Raw genomic sequence first — 15197 nt, 5'->3', positions numbered from 1 at the left:
ATGCCCACGTCGCACCCGAGGTCGCTGCTGGCGGTCTGCGCGGCCGCACTGACGGTCGGGTGCACCAGCACCGTCGACGGCTACGCGGTGGGGTCCGCGCCGGGGATCGAGGACTCCTCGCGGTCCCTCGTCGACGTGGACGCGGTGCTGCTCGAGCAATCGCGAATGCGGGCCATCACCGGCGGTGGCGACGATCTCACCGTCATCCCCACCATGGACGGAAAGACTCCCGTCGACGTGGACGTTCTCGCCGACCGGGTGCCGTCGCAGTGCGCCTGGCTCTTCGCCGAGACGCAGACCTTCGGCCGAGAGGTGGTCGACTTCCACAAGACGACCTACCAGAACCCGCCCGTCGGTGCGCTGATCTCGCAGGGCGCCGCCGCCTACCGGGACGTCTCGACGGCCCGCACTGCGTTCGACGGCCTGGTCGGCCGGGTCGACGCATGTGGCTCGTCGACGGCCGGCTACGTCGGGGATTGGACGGCGGACGACGACGCCATCCGCACCCGCACCAGCAGCGAGTGTGGTCGGGACTACCGGTTGAAGTCGGTGGTGCTCGTCGAGGTCACGTTCTGCGCCTACCCGCCGTCGGTGCCGGACATCGTGATGACCAACGTGCTGGAGCGCGTGCCCGGCTAGCGCTGCCGGCCGGCGACCGCGATCGTGGCGCTGGCCAGCACCTCGTCACCCTCGGGATCGGGGCGGTAGAGCACCATGGTCTGCCCGGGGGCGACACCGCGCAGCGGTCCCCGCAGGTCGGCGACCAGGGTGCCATCACGAAGTTCCGCCACGGCCGGCGCGATGCCACCGTGGGCGCGCACCTGCACCTCGCACTCGACGGGACCCTCGATCGGCGTTCCCCGGGTGAACACCGGTCGCTCCCCCACCAGGTGCCAGACGTCGAGGTCCGTTGCGGCGCCGACGTGCACGGTGCCGGTGTCGGCGTCGATCGCCGTCACGTACCGGGGAAGGCCGTCCGGGCCCGGTCCGGCGATGCCGAGGCCCTTGCGCTGTCCGATCGTGAACCCGTGCACACCGTCGTGCTCGGCCAACACGGCACCGCCCGCGTCGACCACGGCACCGCGCCGCACGCCGATCCGCGCACCCAGGAATGCCTTGGTGTCACCCGACGGGATGAAGCAGATGTCGTAGCTGTCCGGTTTGTCCGCCACCATCAGGCCGCGCTCGGCGGCCTCTTCGCGGATCCTCGGCTTGGGGGTGTCACCGATTGGGAAGACCGCGGTCGCCAGCTGCCCGGCGTCGAGCACCCCGAGGACGTAGGACTGGTCCTTGTCGGCGTCGACGGCGCGGCGCAGGCGGCCGTGGGCCAGACGGGCGTAGTGGCCGGTGGCCAGTGCGTCGAAGCCCAGGGCGAGCGCGCGGGCCGACAGCGCCGAGAACTTGACCCTTTCGTTGCACCGCACACAGGGGTTGGGGGTCTCGCCACGCGCGTAGGACGCGACGAAGTCGTCGATCACGTCCTCCTTGAAGCGGTCGGCGAAGTCCCAGACGTAGAACGGGATGTCGAGGATGTCGGCGACGCGGCGGGCGTCACCCGCGTCCTCCTTCGAGCAGCAGCCGCGCGAACCGGTGCGCAACGTACCCGGCGCCGACGACAGCGCGAGGTGCACGCCGACGACGTCGTGGCCGGCGTCGACCATCCTGGCGGCGGCCACCGAGGAGTCGACGCCACCGCTCATCGCGACCAGGACGCGCATGGTCACTTCCGTCCCGCGCTGGCCAATGCGGCCTGCCGGGCCCGGTCGACCGCGGCGGGCAGCACGGCGAGCACTGCCTCGACGTCGGCCTCGGTGCTGGCGTGCCCCAACGAGAAACGCAGGGAGCCGCGGGCACCAACGGGGTCGGCCCCCATGGCGATCAGGACGTGTGAGGGTCGCGCCACGCCTGCGGTGCATGCCGAGCCGGTTGAGCACTCGATTCCCTTGGCGTCCAACAACATCAGCAACGCATCGCCTTCGCAGCCGCGAAAGGTGAAGTGGGTGTTGCCTGGCAGCCTGGCGTCGCCGCGGGCGCCGTTGAGTTCGACGTCGTCCATCGAGGCGAGCACCCTCTCGACGAGGGTGTCGCGCAACGCCGAGATCCGGGCCCGGTTGGCCTCCAGGCCCTCGACGGCGACCCGGGCCGCCGCGGCCATCGCCACCGCGCCCGCGACGTCCGGAGTACCCGAGCGGACGTCACGCTCCTGGCCGCCGCCGTGCAGCAGCGGGACGCAGGCGGTGTCGCGGCGAAGCAGCAGCGCGCCGACACCGGTGGGGCCGCCGAACTTGTGGGCGGCCACGCTCATCGCCGACAGTCCGCTGGCCGCGAAGTCGACCGGCAGCTGGCCAATCGCCTGGATGGCGTCGCTGTGCATCGGCACGTCGAATTCGGCTGCGACGGCGGCTAGTTCGGTGATCGGCATCACGGTGCCGACCTCGTTGTTGGCCCACATGATCGTGACCAGCGCGACGTCGTCGTGCTCCTCGAGCGCGTGCCGGAGAGCCGCGGCGGTGACCGAACCGTCGGCACCGACGGGCAGCCAGGTGACCTCGGCGCCCTCGTGCTCGACGAGCCATTCCACCGCGTCGAGGATCGCGTGGTGCTCGACGGGGGTGGTGATGATCCGATGACGCTTGGGGTCGGCGTCGCGGCGGGCCCAGTAGACGCCCTTGACGGCGAGGTTGTCGCTCTCGGTACCACCGGCGGTGAGGATGATCTCCGAGGGCCGTGCGCCGAGGAGCCCGGCCAGCGACTCGCGCGCTTCCTCCATCCGGCGCCGCGCCGCTCGACCCGCGGTGTGGAGGGAGGATGCGTTGCCGACCGTTGCCAGCGCTGCCGTCATGGCCTCGACGGCGACGGGGTGCATCGGGGTCGTGGCGGCGTGATCCAGGTAGACGGCGGTCATGGCCCGTCAAGGATACCGGCAGGCCGGTGTGCGTCAGGCGACCAGCGCACGCCCGTGGGCCGGGCGGGCTTCGAGCACCGTCTCCCCGCGCACCGCGGCCTCGCACCTGGCCGCGAGGTCGCGGCGGTCCGTGCCGGGCAACTGAAGCGACTGCACCCGCACCTGGCACACCGTCAGACGGGCGGTGACGACCCGCCGCACCGATTTCAGAAGTGAGTCGTCGCCGATGAAGGCGGGAATCGTCGACGGCTGCCCGTCTCGGTGGTGATAGGTCAGCCGCAGCGGCTGGACGGGCCGGCCCGCGTCGACCGCGCCCTGGAACATGGCGGGCCGGAAGCTGCCGTAGGCGACACCGCACCACGTGGTGCCCTCGGGGAAGGCGACCACGGTCTGGCCGGCGGCCAACCTGTCGGCGACGGTGCCCACCACCTCGGGCAGGCGGCGCAGGCTGGCCCGGTCGATGGGGATCACCTTCATGAGGCGGGCCAGGACGCCCAGTGCGGGCCATTCGACCAGATCCGCGCGGGCGACGAACGAGCCGGGCAGCACCGCGCCGATCACGAAGACGTCGACCCAGGACACGTGCCCGCTGACCACCAGCACACCACTGAGGTTGCGGATGGGGCCGCCGGAGGTGGCGACTCGCACGCCGAGGCAGCGCAGCATCAGCCGGCAGTACAGGCGCTGGGCCCGCGCCTTGCCGGGCATCGGCAACGCGAGCAGGACCGCGGTCGGCAGCACCAGCAGGGCGCATACGACGCGAACGGTCGTGCGTGCCGCCATCACCACCCGCCGCACGCCGTGCACGGCCTCGCAGCGTACGCAGGACGCGTCACACGACGCTCTGGGCAACCACGGACTGTCCAGCACCGCATGACTGCTCATCGGCCCGACCCGTCGGACATGTCGCCAGCCTGGGACACCGAGCGCAGGCGCTGCAGGTAGCGGACGTCGGCGTGGCGCTTGTCGAGCAGTGCCGGGAAGTCGCCGACGCCGAAGTCGGGGTCGTGGGCCGGGTCGCCGCACACCTGAGCGCCAAGCCGAAGGTAGCCGCGCATCAGCGCCGGCAGCGCTGGCCGGGCGGGAGGTTCGATGTCGTCGAGCCCCCTGCCGTCCAGAACCACCGGCCGATGGGGACGGACGGCGAACGGCGATGCGTGCCGCTTGCGCACGAAGTCGCGAACACCGCGGATCTGGGCGCCGGGCACCTCGTCGGGAGTCCCCCGAACCGGCACCGAGACGCAGCCGGTGACGTAGTCGTAGTCGCTGCGGTCGAGGTAGGCCAGGATGCCCGCCCACATGAGCAGTACGACGCCGCCGTTGCGATGATCCTGGCGCACCACGGCGCGTCCCATTTCGACCAGGGAGGGTCGCAGTGGGTCCAGTTCGGTGACGTCGAATTCGGTGGCGCTGTAGAGGCCGCCGGCCGCGATCGCGCCGGGAGGCGGCAGCATCCGGTAGCAGCCGACGAGCTCGCCGGACTGGTCCTCCCTCACCAGGAGGTGGTCGCAGTATTCGTCGAATCGATCGGCGTCGCGTCCGTCGAGGCCGCCGACGAGTTCGAATCCGGGCTCGGAGGTGAACACCTCGTGACGCAGGCGCTGGGCGTCGGCGACGAGCGTGGGATCGGAGGACAGCAGCAGTGTGTAGCGCGGCGTGGATGATCCGGCGGTCGGTTGATCAGCGGCGATGAGTACGGAAGCGGTGCTCATGGCGGCCACGGTGCTTCAGCAGGACAGCGACTGAGCAATCACAGCGTGACGTGTCAGTGCACGCCAGGTGACGAGTTGACCTCGGCGGTGGTGTGAGCGGCGGTACTAGACGGCGGTGTCGAGCATCTGCGTGGCCGTGGTCTCGGACCTCACGACGTGCAGAGCCGGTCGCCGCTCGATTGCCTGCGTCGCCACCGGCGCGAGACGCGATGGGCGCGAACGCAATTCGACTTGGGAGTGGGAACGCACCACACCGACGGGACCCGACCCGACGAACCGCGCGAGCGCCGTGTTCGGCAGGGCCGACGCGGCCTTGGCCTGCCGGTACCCCACACGGATTCCCGCGGCGCACGTAGTGAGCAGGCCGAGGATGCCGGGCAGCGCCACGGCGGCCAACGCGGTCAGCGACACCGTGGCGACGACCGCCCCGATGACGTGCTCCACCGTGGACAGGACGTCGTTCTCAGGCGCTTCCACCGCAGCGGCGGCCGGCGCAGGCGACTCGGCGGGGCGGGCCGGACCCGTGGTCAACACGTCCAACGGACGAATCGGCGCGACGGGTGCCTCGGCAGCGGGACCGCCCGGTGCCGCGAGGAGGGCCGGGATGTCGGGTGCCGCCGACCAGACGGGCATCGCCGGGTCGGGGGTCACGGCCGTCGGACGGGAGAGACCGGTCGCGGCCCCGATGGTCGGTGTCGCCACGCCGGTATCCACGCCCATCAGACCCGCAAGGTCCGACGGCAGCGCCGCGAGGGAGTTGCCCGTGTCGCCGACGGAGGTGAGCACGTTCTGAATCGAGGTCAGCACGTCCGACACCGGCGTCACCGACGTCGGTAGGCCGGCGACGACCCCGGGTACCGCGGTCAGGGAGTTGGTGAGCGAGGTGACCGCGCTCGTGACCGGTGCGATCGGGTTCTCATTCACCAGCGGAGCGGGGGCTGGCGGCGACACGGGGGCCGACGACGATTGCTCGACGGGTGCGCTGGACGGCTCGGCCGGGGGCACCGGCGCATCGACGGATGGGCTCGGCGCCGGCGCGGTCGTGGGTGCGGTGCTGCCGTACACCGTGGGGCTGCCACCGAAGGTCGTCTTCGGCGACTTGGGGATGCTCGACGGGATCTGGCCGGGCCTGGCCAGGGTGCTCAGCGTGCCGGTGACACCCTGGACGGTGCCTTGCAACGAGGTCTCCACGGCCTTGCGAACGTTGTCGGCGAAGGTCCCGATCGGGCCGTGGGTGGCGCCGGTGGATGCGGTGGGCGCCGACGCGTCGGACTCCGGTTCGGCCGAGGCGACGGCTCCGCCGGCCCCGGCGATCATGAAGCTGGTCGAGAGCACGCAAGCGCCCGCGGCGACGCGCAGATGCGTTGACAAGGCGACCTCCTCGTACCAGCTAGCGGCCCACGTGGCGGGCGGTTACCGACAATCGTCCCACATCATTGGGTCCAGCTATCGAGATTGTGCCGTGATTCGACCGCCCTGACCAGCATTGGCAAACGGCGTCGCCGCAGCGCCGGGCGACCAGCCGCGAGAGCCGTCGTCCGCTCGATCCGCACGTCATCGGCACCTTTTGTCGCTGGGGCGCGATGTTGGCGCCGAAAGTCCTGTTCAAGGATCAGAAAACGCCTGACCCCGACTTGGCTGCGTTCGATCCATTTGGTCGCAAACTGCGGACACCCCGAATCAGGATGTGACGGACTCCGATTCGTACCCACAGATCGCGTCGACCTTCTCGGCCGACGCACTGGTCGGGTCGAACTCGTAACCGAGCCATTCCCGGGCAAGTCGGCGGGCCAGTTCGAGCCCGATCACGCGTTGACCGAAGCACAGCACCTGCGCGTTGTTCGACAGCACCGACCGCTCGACGGAGAACCCGTCGTGAGCGGTGACCGCACGGATGCCGGGCACCTTGTTGGCGCTGATCGCCACGCCGAGGCCCGTTCCGCACACCAGCAGCGCACGATCGGCCTTGCCCTCGGCGACGAGTCGGGCTGCGGCCACCGCGACGTGCGGGTAGGCGGTGTGCTCGTCGGCGCCGACGCCGACGTCGGTGACCTCGGCGACGCGGTCGTCGGCCTGCAGGTCCCGCTTGAGGGCTTCCTTGTATTCAGATCCCGCGTCGTCGCAGCCGACGACGATTCGTAGTCCGGTCATCGAGTTCTCCCTAGTTCTTGCGTTCGAGGCAATCGCCGACGGTGTGGGCGATCATCGCCAACGACGTCGCGCCGGCGTCAGGGGTTCCGACGCTGCGCTCTGCGAGCGGCCGTGCCCGTCCCACCTTCGGCCGCATGTCCGCGGTGGCGCGGGCGGCATCGGAGGCGATCTGCGCGGCGGCCCGCCACGAGGCCTGCCACGACTCGCCCTCGGACACCCGGCGTTGCAGCTCCTCGACGAACGGCGACATCGCGTCGAGCATGGTCTTGTCCCCCGGCGTCGCACCGCCGAGCGAGATGAGGGCGTCGTAGCCGTCCCGCATCGCCGCCGCCACGGTCGCCGAGTCCGGCCGACCGGTGTCGCCGAGTCGGGCGCCGACGGCGTTCAGCAGCGCTCCCCACAGCACTCCGGAGGTACCCCCGGCCTTCGCCGCCCATTCGCGTCCCGCCGCGGCGAGCACCGAACCCTGGCCCGCACCGGCCTTCGCCGCCGAGGCGGCGGCGGTCCGCGCCGCCGACGAGCCCTTGACCATTCCGCGCCCGTGGTCACCGTCACCGGCGACGGCGTCGATGCGGCCCAGTTCCTCCTCGACGCCGGCCAGCATGCCGGCCACCGCGTCGAGCGCCTTGACCACGAAACGCCCGCCGGCCCGACCGGCGTCGTCGGCGAGTCCGGACACGTCTCGTTGCGGGGCGGCCGCGTCGGCGGTGGGGTCCGTGCGCCGCTGACCCGAATCTCCCTGCCTGGCAACGCCCTTGCGGTAGGCGGGAGTGTCGGCCGGCGCCGTCCAGTACTTCTCGAGCTCGTCGTCGAGCCACATCAGCGTCAGCGAGCAACCCGCCATGTCGAGGCTGGTCACCAGTTCACCGACCTCGGGTTCGACGATCTCGTAACCGCGGTCGCGCAGCAACTGCGACGCCGTGCCCCACACGACGAACAGTTCCTCGTACTTGGTGCGGCCAAGTCCGTTGAGGATGACGGCGATTCGCTTGGATTCGGTCGTGGGCTCGTCGGCCAGCACGCCCTCGACCAGGGTCGCTGCGAGGTCGGCCGCCGATGGCATCGGTTCATCGCGCACGCCCGGCTCACCGTGGATGCCCAGACCGACGCCCATCTGCTTCTCGGGCACGCTGAACAGCGGGGCGTCGGCCCCGGGCAACGTGCACCCGTCGAACGCCACGCCGAGCGTTCTGGTGGCGGCGTTGGCGGCTTCCGCGACACGGATGACACCGGTGATGTCCAGGCCGTCCTCGGCGGCGGCGGAGGCACACTTGAAGACGGTGAAATCGCCTGCGATGCCGCGTCTCTTGGCCTCCTCGCCGGCCGGAGCGCTGGCGATGTCGTCGGTCACCGCGAAGTAGTGCGCGTCGATGCCCTCGCCGCGCAACTGGGTGACGGCGAGGCCGAAGTTCATCACGTCGCCGGCGTAGTTGCCGGTGGTCAGCAGGACGCCCGCGTCCCCGTGGGCGGCCCGCGCGACCGACGCCGCCTCCTCCGCTGACGGCGAGGTGAAGATGTTGCCGACCACTGCGCCGTCGGCGAAGCCCGGGCCGACCGTGCCGCAGAACGCGGGGTAGTGCCCCGACCCGCCGCCGATGACGACGGCCACCTTGCCCGGCGGGGTCTCGGTGGCGCGCACCACGCCGCCCGGAACGCCGGCGACGTAGGTCGAGTTGGCGTCGAGGAACCCGACGAGCATGTCCTCGGTGAATCTCGCCGGATCGTTGAACAGCTTCGTCATCGCAGTCGATCTCCCGTTTCGGCGTCGAAGAGGTACACCCGTTCCGGCGGTGCGCCGACGACGACCTTCTGCTCGGGCTCGTAACTCTCCTGCGCGGGAGTCTGCACGACGATGCCCTCCTGCACGCCGGCCACCGTCGTGGTCGCCAGGCCGAATTCCAGGAGGTGCTCGAAGTACGCGACGGTGGTCTGCAACCCGGTTCCGTGCGCGGCCGACATGGTGCAGTCCTGCGGGCGAATGCCCACGGCCACCTCGGTGCCGTCGGCCACTCCCGTCACGGTGGTCTGCAACGACCCAGCGTCGGAACCGATCTCGACCCGAACGGTGCCGCCGTCGGAGCGTGCGACTCCGCGCACCACGTTGATCTGCGGTTCGCCGACGAACTGAGCGACGAACAGGTTGGCCGGATCGTCGAACACCTCGTCGGGCGTGCCGAATTGCTGCACCACCCCGGCGTCCATCACCGCGAGGCGGTCGGCCAGCGACAACGCCTCGACCTGGTCGTGGGTCACGACGATCGTGGTGTAGCCGAACTCACGCTGCAGCACCTTCAGCTCTCGCCGAACCCGTTGCCGGGCCGAGGCATCCAGGTGGCTCAGCGGCTCGTCGAGCAGCAGCACCGGTGGGTTGCGAACCAGGGCGCGGGCCAGCGCCACCCGCTGCTTCTGACCGCTGGAGAGCCCGGCGGGCCGAAGGTCCATCATGTCGTCCATCTCGAGCCGGGTGCTGATCGACGACACCATCTGCTCGGCGCCCTTGACCTTGCGCGCCTTCAGGCCGTAGAGCAGATTCTCACGGACCGACATCGGCGGGTACAGCGCATAGCTCTCGAAGCCCACCCCGATCCCGCGCTTGGATGCCGGCAGCTGGGAGATCTCGCGATCGCCGATCTTGATGGACCCGCTCGTCACGGTCTCCAGCCCGGCGATCATCCGCAGCGTCGTCGTCTTGCCGCAACCCGAGGGTCCCAGCAGGGCGATCAATTCGCCCGGCGCGATGTCGAGATTGATGCCCTTGACCGCGGCGAAGCTCTCCCGGCCCTTGGCCATGTAGGTCTTCACCAGGTCGGTCAGCGTCAGGCTCTGGGCGGTCGTGGTCTTCGGGGCCGCCGTCGTGGTGGTCACTGTGCTGCCTCCAGGCTTTCGTGGTCTGAGCCGAGTCGTCGCGTGTCACCATCGCCGGCGGCGAACACGTGAACGTCATCATCGGCCACGGTCATCGAGACCCGGCCGCCCTCCTCGACGCCTTCTCGACCGGACGCCAGCACGATCAGCTGCTCGCCGCCCATGTCGACGGTCAGCTCGATGTTACGACCGAGCCGCTCGGCCAGCGTGACCGTACCCTGCAGGCGCGGCCCCGAGCCGTCTTGACCGGCACCGGTGACGACGTGAATGTCGCAGGGTCGCAGTCCCACTCGCACGCGGTCACCGCCGCGCACGTCGACTCCGGTCGGCACGGGCACGTCGAACGCACCGCCGCCGAGGCGAATGCGGCCGTCCTCGACCTCGCCGTCGAACAGGTTGATCTCCGGCTGCCCGAGGGCTCGGGCGACGAAGGTGTCGGCGGGGCGCCGCCAGATGTCCTCCGGAGTACCGATCTGCACCAGCGCGCCCTCTCTGAGCACCGCGATGCGGTCACCGAGGGCCAACGCCTCCTGGTAGTCGTGGGTGACGTAGACGGTGGTGGTCTTCGACATCGCACCGAGTTGCTTGAGCTCCGCGCGCATCGCCGCCCGCAGCTTCGCGTCGAGGTGGCTCAACGGCTCGTCGAGCAGGTAGACGTCGGCGGGCCGCACCAGCACCCGACCCAACGCCACCCGCTGCCGCTGCCCGTTGGACAGTTCTCGCGGAAAGCGCTTGAGCAGGTGGTTGATTCCGAGTGTCGTGGTGACCTGGTCGATGCGCTCCTTCTGCTGCGCGTCGGAGTAGTTGCCGGTCCGCCCGGACTTCAGCGGCGACGCCAAGTTCTCGCTGACCGTCTTCTGCGGATAGAGGGCGTAGCTCTCGAAGGCCATGGCGACGTTGCGGTGGTAGGGCTCGACCAGGGTGACGTCCTTGCCACCGATGGTGACCGACCCGCCGTCGACGTCGACCAGACCGGCCACCGACTTCAGCGTCGTCGTCTTGCCGGCGCCGCTGGGACCGAGGATGACGAAGAACTCGCCGTCGGCGATGTCGACCGAGAGATCGCGCACCGCCTGCGTCTTGCCGTAGGACTTGGACAGACCCTTGAGGGTGACGGTCGCCATCAGGCCTTCACCGCCCCAAAGGACAGGCCGCGCACCAGGTATCTCTGGATGGTCAGCGCCAGTATCAGTGGTGGTAGCGCGGCGATGATCGCCGCGGCGGCCGTCAGGTTGTAGTAGGCCTGCCCGCCGCCGCCGAGGAACTTGGTGATCGCGACGGTCACCGTGCCGGCGTTGCTGTCGGCGAGGATGAGCGGGAACACGTAGTTGTTCCAAGCGAAGATGAAGGCCAGCAGTGCGGCGGCCGCGATCCCCGGTCGCACGATGGGCAGGGCCACCATGACGAATGCGCGGGTGCGGCTGTAGCCGTCGAGCAGTGCCGCCTGTTCCAGGTCCTCGGGCAGATCCTCGAAGTAGGACCGCAGGATCCACACCACCAGCGGCATCGTGACCAGCTGGAGCACCCAGATCATTCCGACCTTGGTGTCGAAGAGCCCGATCTGGTTGTAGATCACGAACAACGGCACGATCACCATCAGCTCGGGGGCGAAGCGGAACGACAGCATCTGGAACATCAAGTCGTTGCTGCCCTTGTACTTCCAACGCCCCGCCGCATAGGCCGCGGGGATGCCGATGACCAGCGAGACGATCACGGCGCCGCCGCAGTTGATCAAGCTGGTGAGCATCGCGGACTTGAAGTCCACGCTCGTCATCTGAGTGCCCTTGTCGGACAGCACGGTGGCGAAGTTCGACCAGCTCGGGCTGAACTCGAAGTAGGTGGTGGTCTGCTCCTCGGCGTTCTTGAGCGCGAGGATCACCATCCACACGATCGGGAACAGCGAGAACACGAACCAGAAGATCAACCCGACGTCGGCGAAGACGGAGCCGAACCCGAGTCGCTTCTGGCCGGGCAGCAGTTCGGTGCGCGTCGGCTTGAACCTGTCGAGTGCCATTAGGACTCCGCTCCCGCAGCACGACGCTGCGCCTTGCCGAGCACGCTGACGAGGTAGCGCGCGGTGATGAACACGATGATCCAGAGCAGCAGCATGTAGGTGCTGCCGCGTGAGTAGTCGAGGTTGATGATCGAGTCCTCGAACGCCCCGATTTGCAGGGTCCTCGTCGCCACGCCGGGGCCACCGGCGGTCAGGACGTAGATGTGGTCGAACACCTTGAGGTTGTCCATGAACCGGAAGATGACCGCCACCAGGATGTAGGGCCACAGCATCGGCAGCATGAGCTTGCGGAACATGAAGAACCAGCTCGCGCCGTCGACCTCGGAGGCCTCGAACGGTTCCTTTGGCAGTGACCGAATGCCGGCCAGCACCAGGATCGCCACGAAGGGCGTGAAGATCCACAGGTCGACGAGGATCACCGAGAACAGGGCGTTGCTGCTCGAGAGCCAGTCGAAGGTGTTGCCCAGTCCGAGAACGTGGTTGAGGATTCCGAACTGCGGGTTGAACATCAGCTTCCAGATGACGCCCGCGATCACGGGGGCGATCATCAGCGGCAGGATGAGCACCTTCTCGAAGATCTTGCCGATGATGCTCGACCGGTTGAGCAGCAGCGCCAGTCCGACGCCGAGCGCGGTCTCGACGAGCGTGGCCAGGACGGCGAAGATCGCCGTCGTGCGCACGCTGTACCAGAACACCTGGTCGCCGAGAACGGATTTGAAGTTGTCGAACCACACGAAGTGCGGGTTCGGGTTGACCGCGGCGTAGTTGAGGAACGCGTAGTACGCACCGACCACGAACGGGTACAGAATTCCGATGACGATGACCAGGGCGGGAATCGACAAGAGATACGGGCGAAGCTTGCGGCGCCAGGTTGGCACCTCGGGCAGGTTGCTCCGCCGGGTGGCGGCAGGCTGTTCCGGCGAGGTGGCCGGCGCCTTGGGGGTCTGAGTCGTCATCGGTTCCAGATCTCCTAGAGGTTGACCTTGGAGGTGTTGGTCTTGGCGAGGCTGCGCAAGCGCGACGCAGCGTCGTCACCGCCGTAGATGTCCTGCAGGGCTACGGCCCAGTTCTGCGTGGTGTCGAAGAACTTCTTCTGGGGGGTGAACTGGATCTTCGACTGCCCGATCACGGTCTCGAACGTCTCGAGGTAGCCGAACTGGTCGGCCGCGACCCTCTTGAAGGTGGTGTCGAACACCGACTTTCGCACCGGGTCGGCGTACGTGCCGCCCTCGACGGCCTTGTTCATCGACTCCTTGCCCGTCGCCCACTGGATGAACAGCCAGGCCGGCAGCTTGTTTCGGGAATTGGCGCTCATCGCCCAACTCCAGGTCCACAGGTTGGTCTTGTAGTTGCCGTCGGCGCCCGCGGGTCCGGGGTACCAGCCGAGGTTGCCCGCCTCCTTGCTGGCACCTGGCTTGTTCTTCGGGTACGTCGCGCTGTCGGCGTCGAACACCATCATTGCCTTGCCGTCGCCCAAGTCGCCGGTGGCATTGGGGTAGTCGTAGGTGGTCCACGAGGTGGGGCCGGCCTCGTGCTGCATCTGGATCCACTTCTTGGTGAAGTCGATCGCCTTGTCGCTGTCCATCTCGGCGATGAGTTCCGAACCGTTGAACGTGTAGTCGACCGCCCCCGCCCGGCTGTACTGGGTCATGAAGCCGGGGTGAATCGTGGCCCACGACTTCGAGCCGCGGGTCGCGATGCCGTATCGGTTCTGCGACCGGTCGGTCAGGTCGACGGCCAACTGGATGAAGTCGTCGAAGTCGTCGGGCAGCTTGGTGATGCCCTTCTCGTCGAAGATCCGCTTGTTGTAGGCCACGACGTTGTTCTCGAAGCCCCACGGAATGGCCCACTGACCGCCGGTGCCCAACGGGTTTCCGTTGACGAAGTCCCATCGGGTGGAGGTGCGCAGGCCTTCGAAGATGTCCTCGAAGTCGTAGTCGGGGTTGGTCGCCGAGCTGTTCTGCAGCCACGGGTTGAGATCCTCGATCCATCCCGGCGGGCCGTACTGCCAGATGAAGTAGGCACCGAGCATGAACGCGTCGTGCTTGCCGGAGCCACCGGCGAGTTCGGTGTTCAGCTTGGTGAAGTAATCGGCCTCGGGCACCAGGTCGACGTTCACCGTGATGCCCGTCAGCTCGCTGAACTCCTTGAGCAACGGCTGGTACGACAGCTGGTACGGGTGTGGCGTCTGCAGGATGTTCAGCGTCTGCCCGGATGCCTTCTTCCAGTCGAATCCACCGGTCACCGCCGACGCACCGTTGGGTGCGCTGGCCTTGCCGCCGACCCCGCAGGCACTGAGGATTGGCAGACTGGCAGCGGCCGCTCCGGCAACGCCCAACGCCGCCAACATGTTTCGACGCGACATCTGGGGTCCACCCGAGTGGGCCCCGAATGCGCCTGGGCTGCGATCTCGACTCATCTTCGTCCTTCGTGGGATTCCGCAGGGAGGCTGGACTACGCCGGGATCAGGGAGACCTTGACCGATTCCTTGCCGCTGCCGACGAGGTCCAGGCCCTTCTGGAAGTCGCTGAGCGGGAGTTGGTGGGTGCAGATCTCGTCGAGGGGCAGCACGCCGGATTCGATCATCTTGATGGCGGCCGGCCAGCAGTAGGGCCCGAGATGTGCACCGAGCACGTCGAGTTCCTTGTCGTCGCTGATGATGCTCCAGTCGACGGTGACGTCACTGCCGAAGACGCCGTACTCCACGTAGCGGCCGAGCTTGCGAAGGGCGTTGAGGCCCTGCGGAACTGCCGACGGATGCCCGGTGCCCTCCAGGTATACGTCGGCCCCGTAGCCGCCGGTGAGGTCCTTGACGATCTTCTCGACGTCCTCCTCGGCGATATTGATCGTGATGTCGGCGCCGCACTTCTTGGCAAGGGCCAGCTTCTCGGGCGCCATGTCCAACGCGATGACGTGCATCGGATTCTTGGCGCGGGCACCGGCGATCATGCCGAGACCGATGGGTCCGCAGCCGGCCACGACGACGGTGTCCTCGAAGGTGATCTGGGCCCGTTCCACCGCGTGCAGCGAGCACGACAGCGGCTCGACGAACGCTGCGTGCGCAGGCGGGATGTCCCCGGAGATCTTGTGCACCAACGCCTCCACCGGGTAGGTCATGTATCCGGCCATGGCCCCCGGGGTACGGCGCTTGAATCCGTACAGGTCATGGGGCTGGCACATGTGGTACTGCCCGCGCTTGCAGAAGCGGCATTCCCAACAGGGCACGATCTGCTCGGAGGTGACCCGGTCGCCGACGGCGATGCCCCACCGGCTGGCGGCTTCGTCGTCGAGTTCGACCACCCGACCGACGAATTCGTGGCCGGGGATGACCATCGTCTCGGTCCACGCAGGGCGATTCTCGTCGCCCCAGAACTTGGCCGCGCCGTGGTAGCACTTCAGATCGCTGGCGCAGATGCCGACCGCCTCGACCCGGATCAAGGCCTCTCCGGGCTTGCGCAGCGGAACGGCGACCTCCTCGAGTCGGTAATCGTTGGGTCCGTGACACACGACTGCCTGCATCTTCTCGGGGATCTGTTCGGGCATTTCAGAG

The 15197-nt window shown here is 68.5% G+C and carries 14 protein-coding genes; 1 reads left to right on the top strand and 13 read right to left on the bottom strand.

The genetic code is table 11. The features are described from left to right. Positions 1–639, top strand: a complete 639-nt coding sequence (locus tag ABZ195_RS01845) for a sensor domain-containing protein (protein WP_355214326.1) — start codon at positions 1–3, stop codon at positions 637–639. On the opposite strand, the gene mnmA is transcribed toward ABZ195_RS01845, so the two are convergent. From mnmA to eltD, 13 genes are all read right to left on the bottom strand, one after another. Then, the gene (gene mnmA / locus ABZ195_RS01840; RefSeq protein WP_355214324.1) at positions 636–1718 is read right to left on the bottom strand and encodes a tRNA 2-thiouridine(34) synthase MnmA; all 1083 of its coding nucleotides are present in this window, start codon (positions 1716–1718) and stop codon (positions 636–638) included. The genes ABZ195_RS01845 and mnmA overlap by 4 nt on opposite strands. A gap of 2 nt (positions 1719–1720) precedes the next feature. Then, positions 1721–2905 (bottom strand): cysteine desulfurase family protein, encoded by a 1185-nt coding sequence (locus ABZ195_RS01835; RefSeq protein ID WP_355214322.1) that lies wholly within the window; start codon positions 2903–2905, stop codon positions 1721–1723. 33 nt (positions 2906–2938) lie between these two features. Next, a complete protein-coding gene (locus ABZ195_RS01830; RefSeq protein WP_355214320.1) occupies positions 2939–3790 on the bottom strand; it encodes a lysophospholipid acyltransferase family protein in 852 nt (283 codons plus the stop codon). Beyond that, positions 3787–4617, bottom strand: coding sequence for a GNAT family N-acyltransferase (locus tag ABZ195_RS01825; RefSeq protein ID WP_355214319.1), 831 nt, complete (start codon positions 4615–4617; stop codon positions 3787–3789). Before ABZ195_RS01825 ends, ABZ195_RS01830 begins: the two co-directional genes overlap by 4 nt. Before the next feature lie 105 nt (positions 4618–4722). Then, on the bottom strand, positions 4723–5988 hold the full coding sequence (locus ABZ195_RS01820) for a hypothetical protein (RefSeq protein ID WP_355214317.1): 1266 nt from the start codon (positions 5986–5988) through the stop codon (positions 4723–4725). 309 nt (positions 5989–6297) lie between these two features. Continuing rightward, positions 6298–6768, bottom strand: coding sequence for a D-erythrulose 4-phosphate isomerase DerI1 (gene derI1 / locus ABZ195_RS01815; protein ID WP_355214316.1), 471 nt, complete (start codon positions 6766–6768; stop codon positions 6298–6300). Positions 6769–6778: 10 nt separating this feature from the next. Then, positions 6779–8509: a D-erythrulose 4-kinase gene (derK, locus tag ABZ195_RS01810; protein WP_355214314.1), complete on the bottom strand. Its 1731-nt coding sequence runs from the start codon at positions 8507–8509 to the stop codon at positions 6779–6781. Then, a complete protein-coding gene (locus ABZ195_RS01805) occupies positions 8506–9633 on the bottom strand; it encodes an ABC transporter ATP-binding protein (RefSeq protein ID WP_355214313.1) in 1128 nt (375 codons plus the stop codon). The genes derK and ABZ195_RS01805 overlap by 4 nt, the downstream gene beginning before the upstream one ends. Then, complete coding sequence (locus tag ABZ195_RS01800) at positions 9630–10757, bottom strand: ABC transporter ATP-binding protein (RefSeq protein ID WP_355214311.1); 1128 nt, start codon at positions 10755–10757, stop codon at positions 9630–9632. The genes ABZ195_RS01805 and ABZ195_RS01800 overlap by 4 nt, the downstream gene beginning before the upstream one ends. After that, positions 10757–11647, bottom strand: coding sequence for a carbohydrate ABC transporter permease (locus ABZ195_RS01795; protein ID WP_355214309.1), 891 nt, complete (start codon positions 11645–11647; stop codon positions 10757–10759). The genes ABZ195_RS01800 and ABZ195_RS01795 overlap by 1 nt, the downstream gene beginning before the upstream one ends. Beyond that, the gene (locus ABZ195_RS01790; RefSeq protein ID WP_355214307.1) at positions 11647–12603 is read right to left on the bottom strand and encodes a sugar ABC transporter permease; all 957 of its coding nucleotides are present in this window, start codon (positions 12601–12603) and stop codon (positions 11647–11649) included. The genes ABZ195_RS01795 and ABZ195_RS01790 overlap by 1 nt, the downstream gene beginning before the upstream one ends. Positions 12604–12617: 14 nt before the next feature. After that, on the bottom strand, positions 12618–13997 hold the full coding sequence (locus tag ABZ195_RS01785) for an extracellular solute-binding protein (protein WP_355214908.1): 1380 nt from the start codon (positions 13995–13997) through the stop codon (positions 12618–12620). A gap of 104 nt (positions 13998–14101) precedes the next feature. Beyond that, positions 14102–15190 carry an erythritol/L-threitol dehyrogenase gene (eltD, locus tag ABZ195_RS01780; protein ID WP_355214306.1) on the bottom strand — a complete coding sequence of 363 codons (1089 nt, stop codon included), beginning with the start codon at positions 15188–15190 and terminating at the stop codon, positions 14102–14104. Between the last annotated feature and the right edge of the window lie 7 nt (positions 15191–15197).

This window comes from Mycobacterium sp. NPDC006124 (assembly GCF_040614235.1).
GTDB lineage: Bacteria > Actinomycetota > Actinomycetes > Mycobacteriales > Mycobacteriaceae > Mycobacterium.
This window is presented reverse-complemented; position numbering and strand designations above follow the sequence as displayed.

Coding starts and splice junctions, on each gene's coding strand:
- ABZ195_RS01835 (WP_355214322.1), bottom strand. CDS start 2,905: ATGACCGCCGTCTACCTGGATCACGCCGCCACGACCCCGATGCACCCC.
- derI1 (WP_355214316.1), bottom strand. CDS start 6,768: ATGACCGGACTACGAATCGTCGTCGGCTGCGACGACGCGGGATCTGAA.
- ABZ195_RS01785 (WP_355214908.1), bottom strand. CDS start 13,997: ATGTTGGCGGCGTTGGGCGTTGCCGGAGCGGCCGCTGCCAGTCTGCCA.
- ABZ195_RS01830 (WP_355214320.1), bottom strand. CDS start 3,790: ATGAGCAGTCATGCGGTGCTGGACAGTCCGTGGTTGCCCAGAGCGTCG.
- eltD (WP_355214306.1), bottom strand. CDS start 15,190: ATGCCCGAACAGATCCCCGAGAAGATGCAGGCAGTCGTGTGTCACGGA.
- ABZ195_RS01795 (WP_355214309.1), bottom strand. CDS start 11,647: ATGGCACTCGACAGGTTCAAGCCGACGCGCACCGAACTGCTGCCCGGC.
- derK (WP_355214314.1), bottom strand. CDS start 8,509: ATGACGAAGCTGTTCAACGATCCGGCGAGATTCACCGAGGACATGCTC.
- mnmA (WP_355214324.1), bottom strand. CDS start 1,718: ATGCGCGTCCTGGTCGCGATGAGCGGTGGCGTCGACTCCTCGGTGGCC.
- ABZ195_RS01800 (WP_355214311.1), bottom strand. CDS start 10,757: ATGGCGACCGTCACCCTCAAGGGTCTGTCCAAGTCCTACGGCAAGACG.
- ABZ195_RS01845 (WP_355214326.1), top strand. CDS start 1: ATGCCCACGTCGCACCCGAGGTCGCTGCTGGCGGTCTGCGCGGCCGCA.
- ABZ195_RS01825 (WP_355214319.1), bottom strand. CDS start 4,617: ATGAGCACCGCTTCCGTACTCATCGCCGCTGATCAACCGACCGCCGGA.
- ABZ195_RS01790 (WP_355214307.1), bottom strand. CDS start 12,603: ATGACGACTCAGACCCCCAAGGCGCCGGCCACCTCGCCGGAACAGCCT.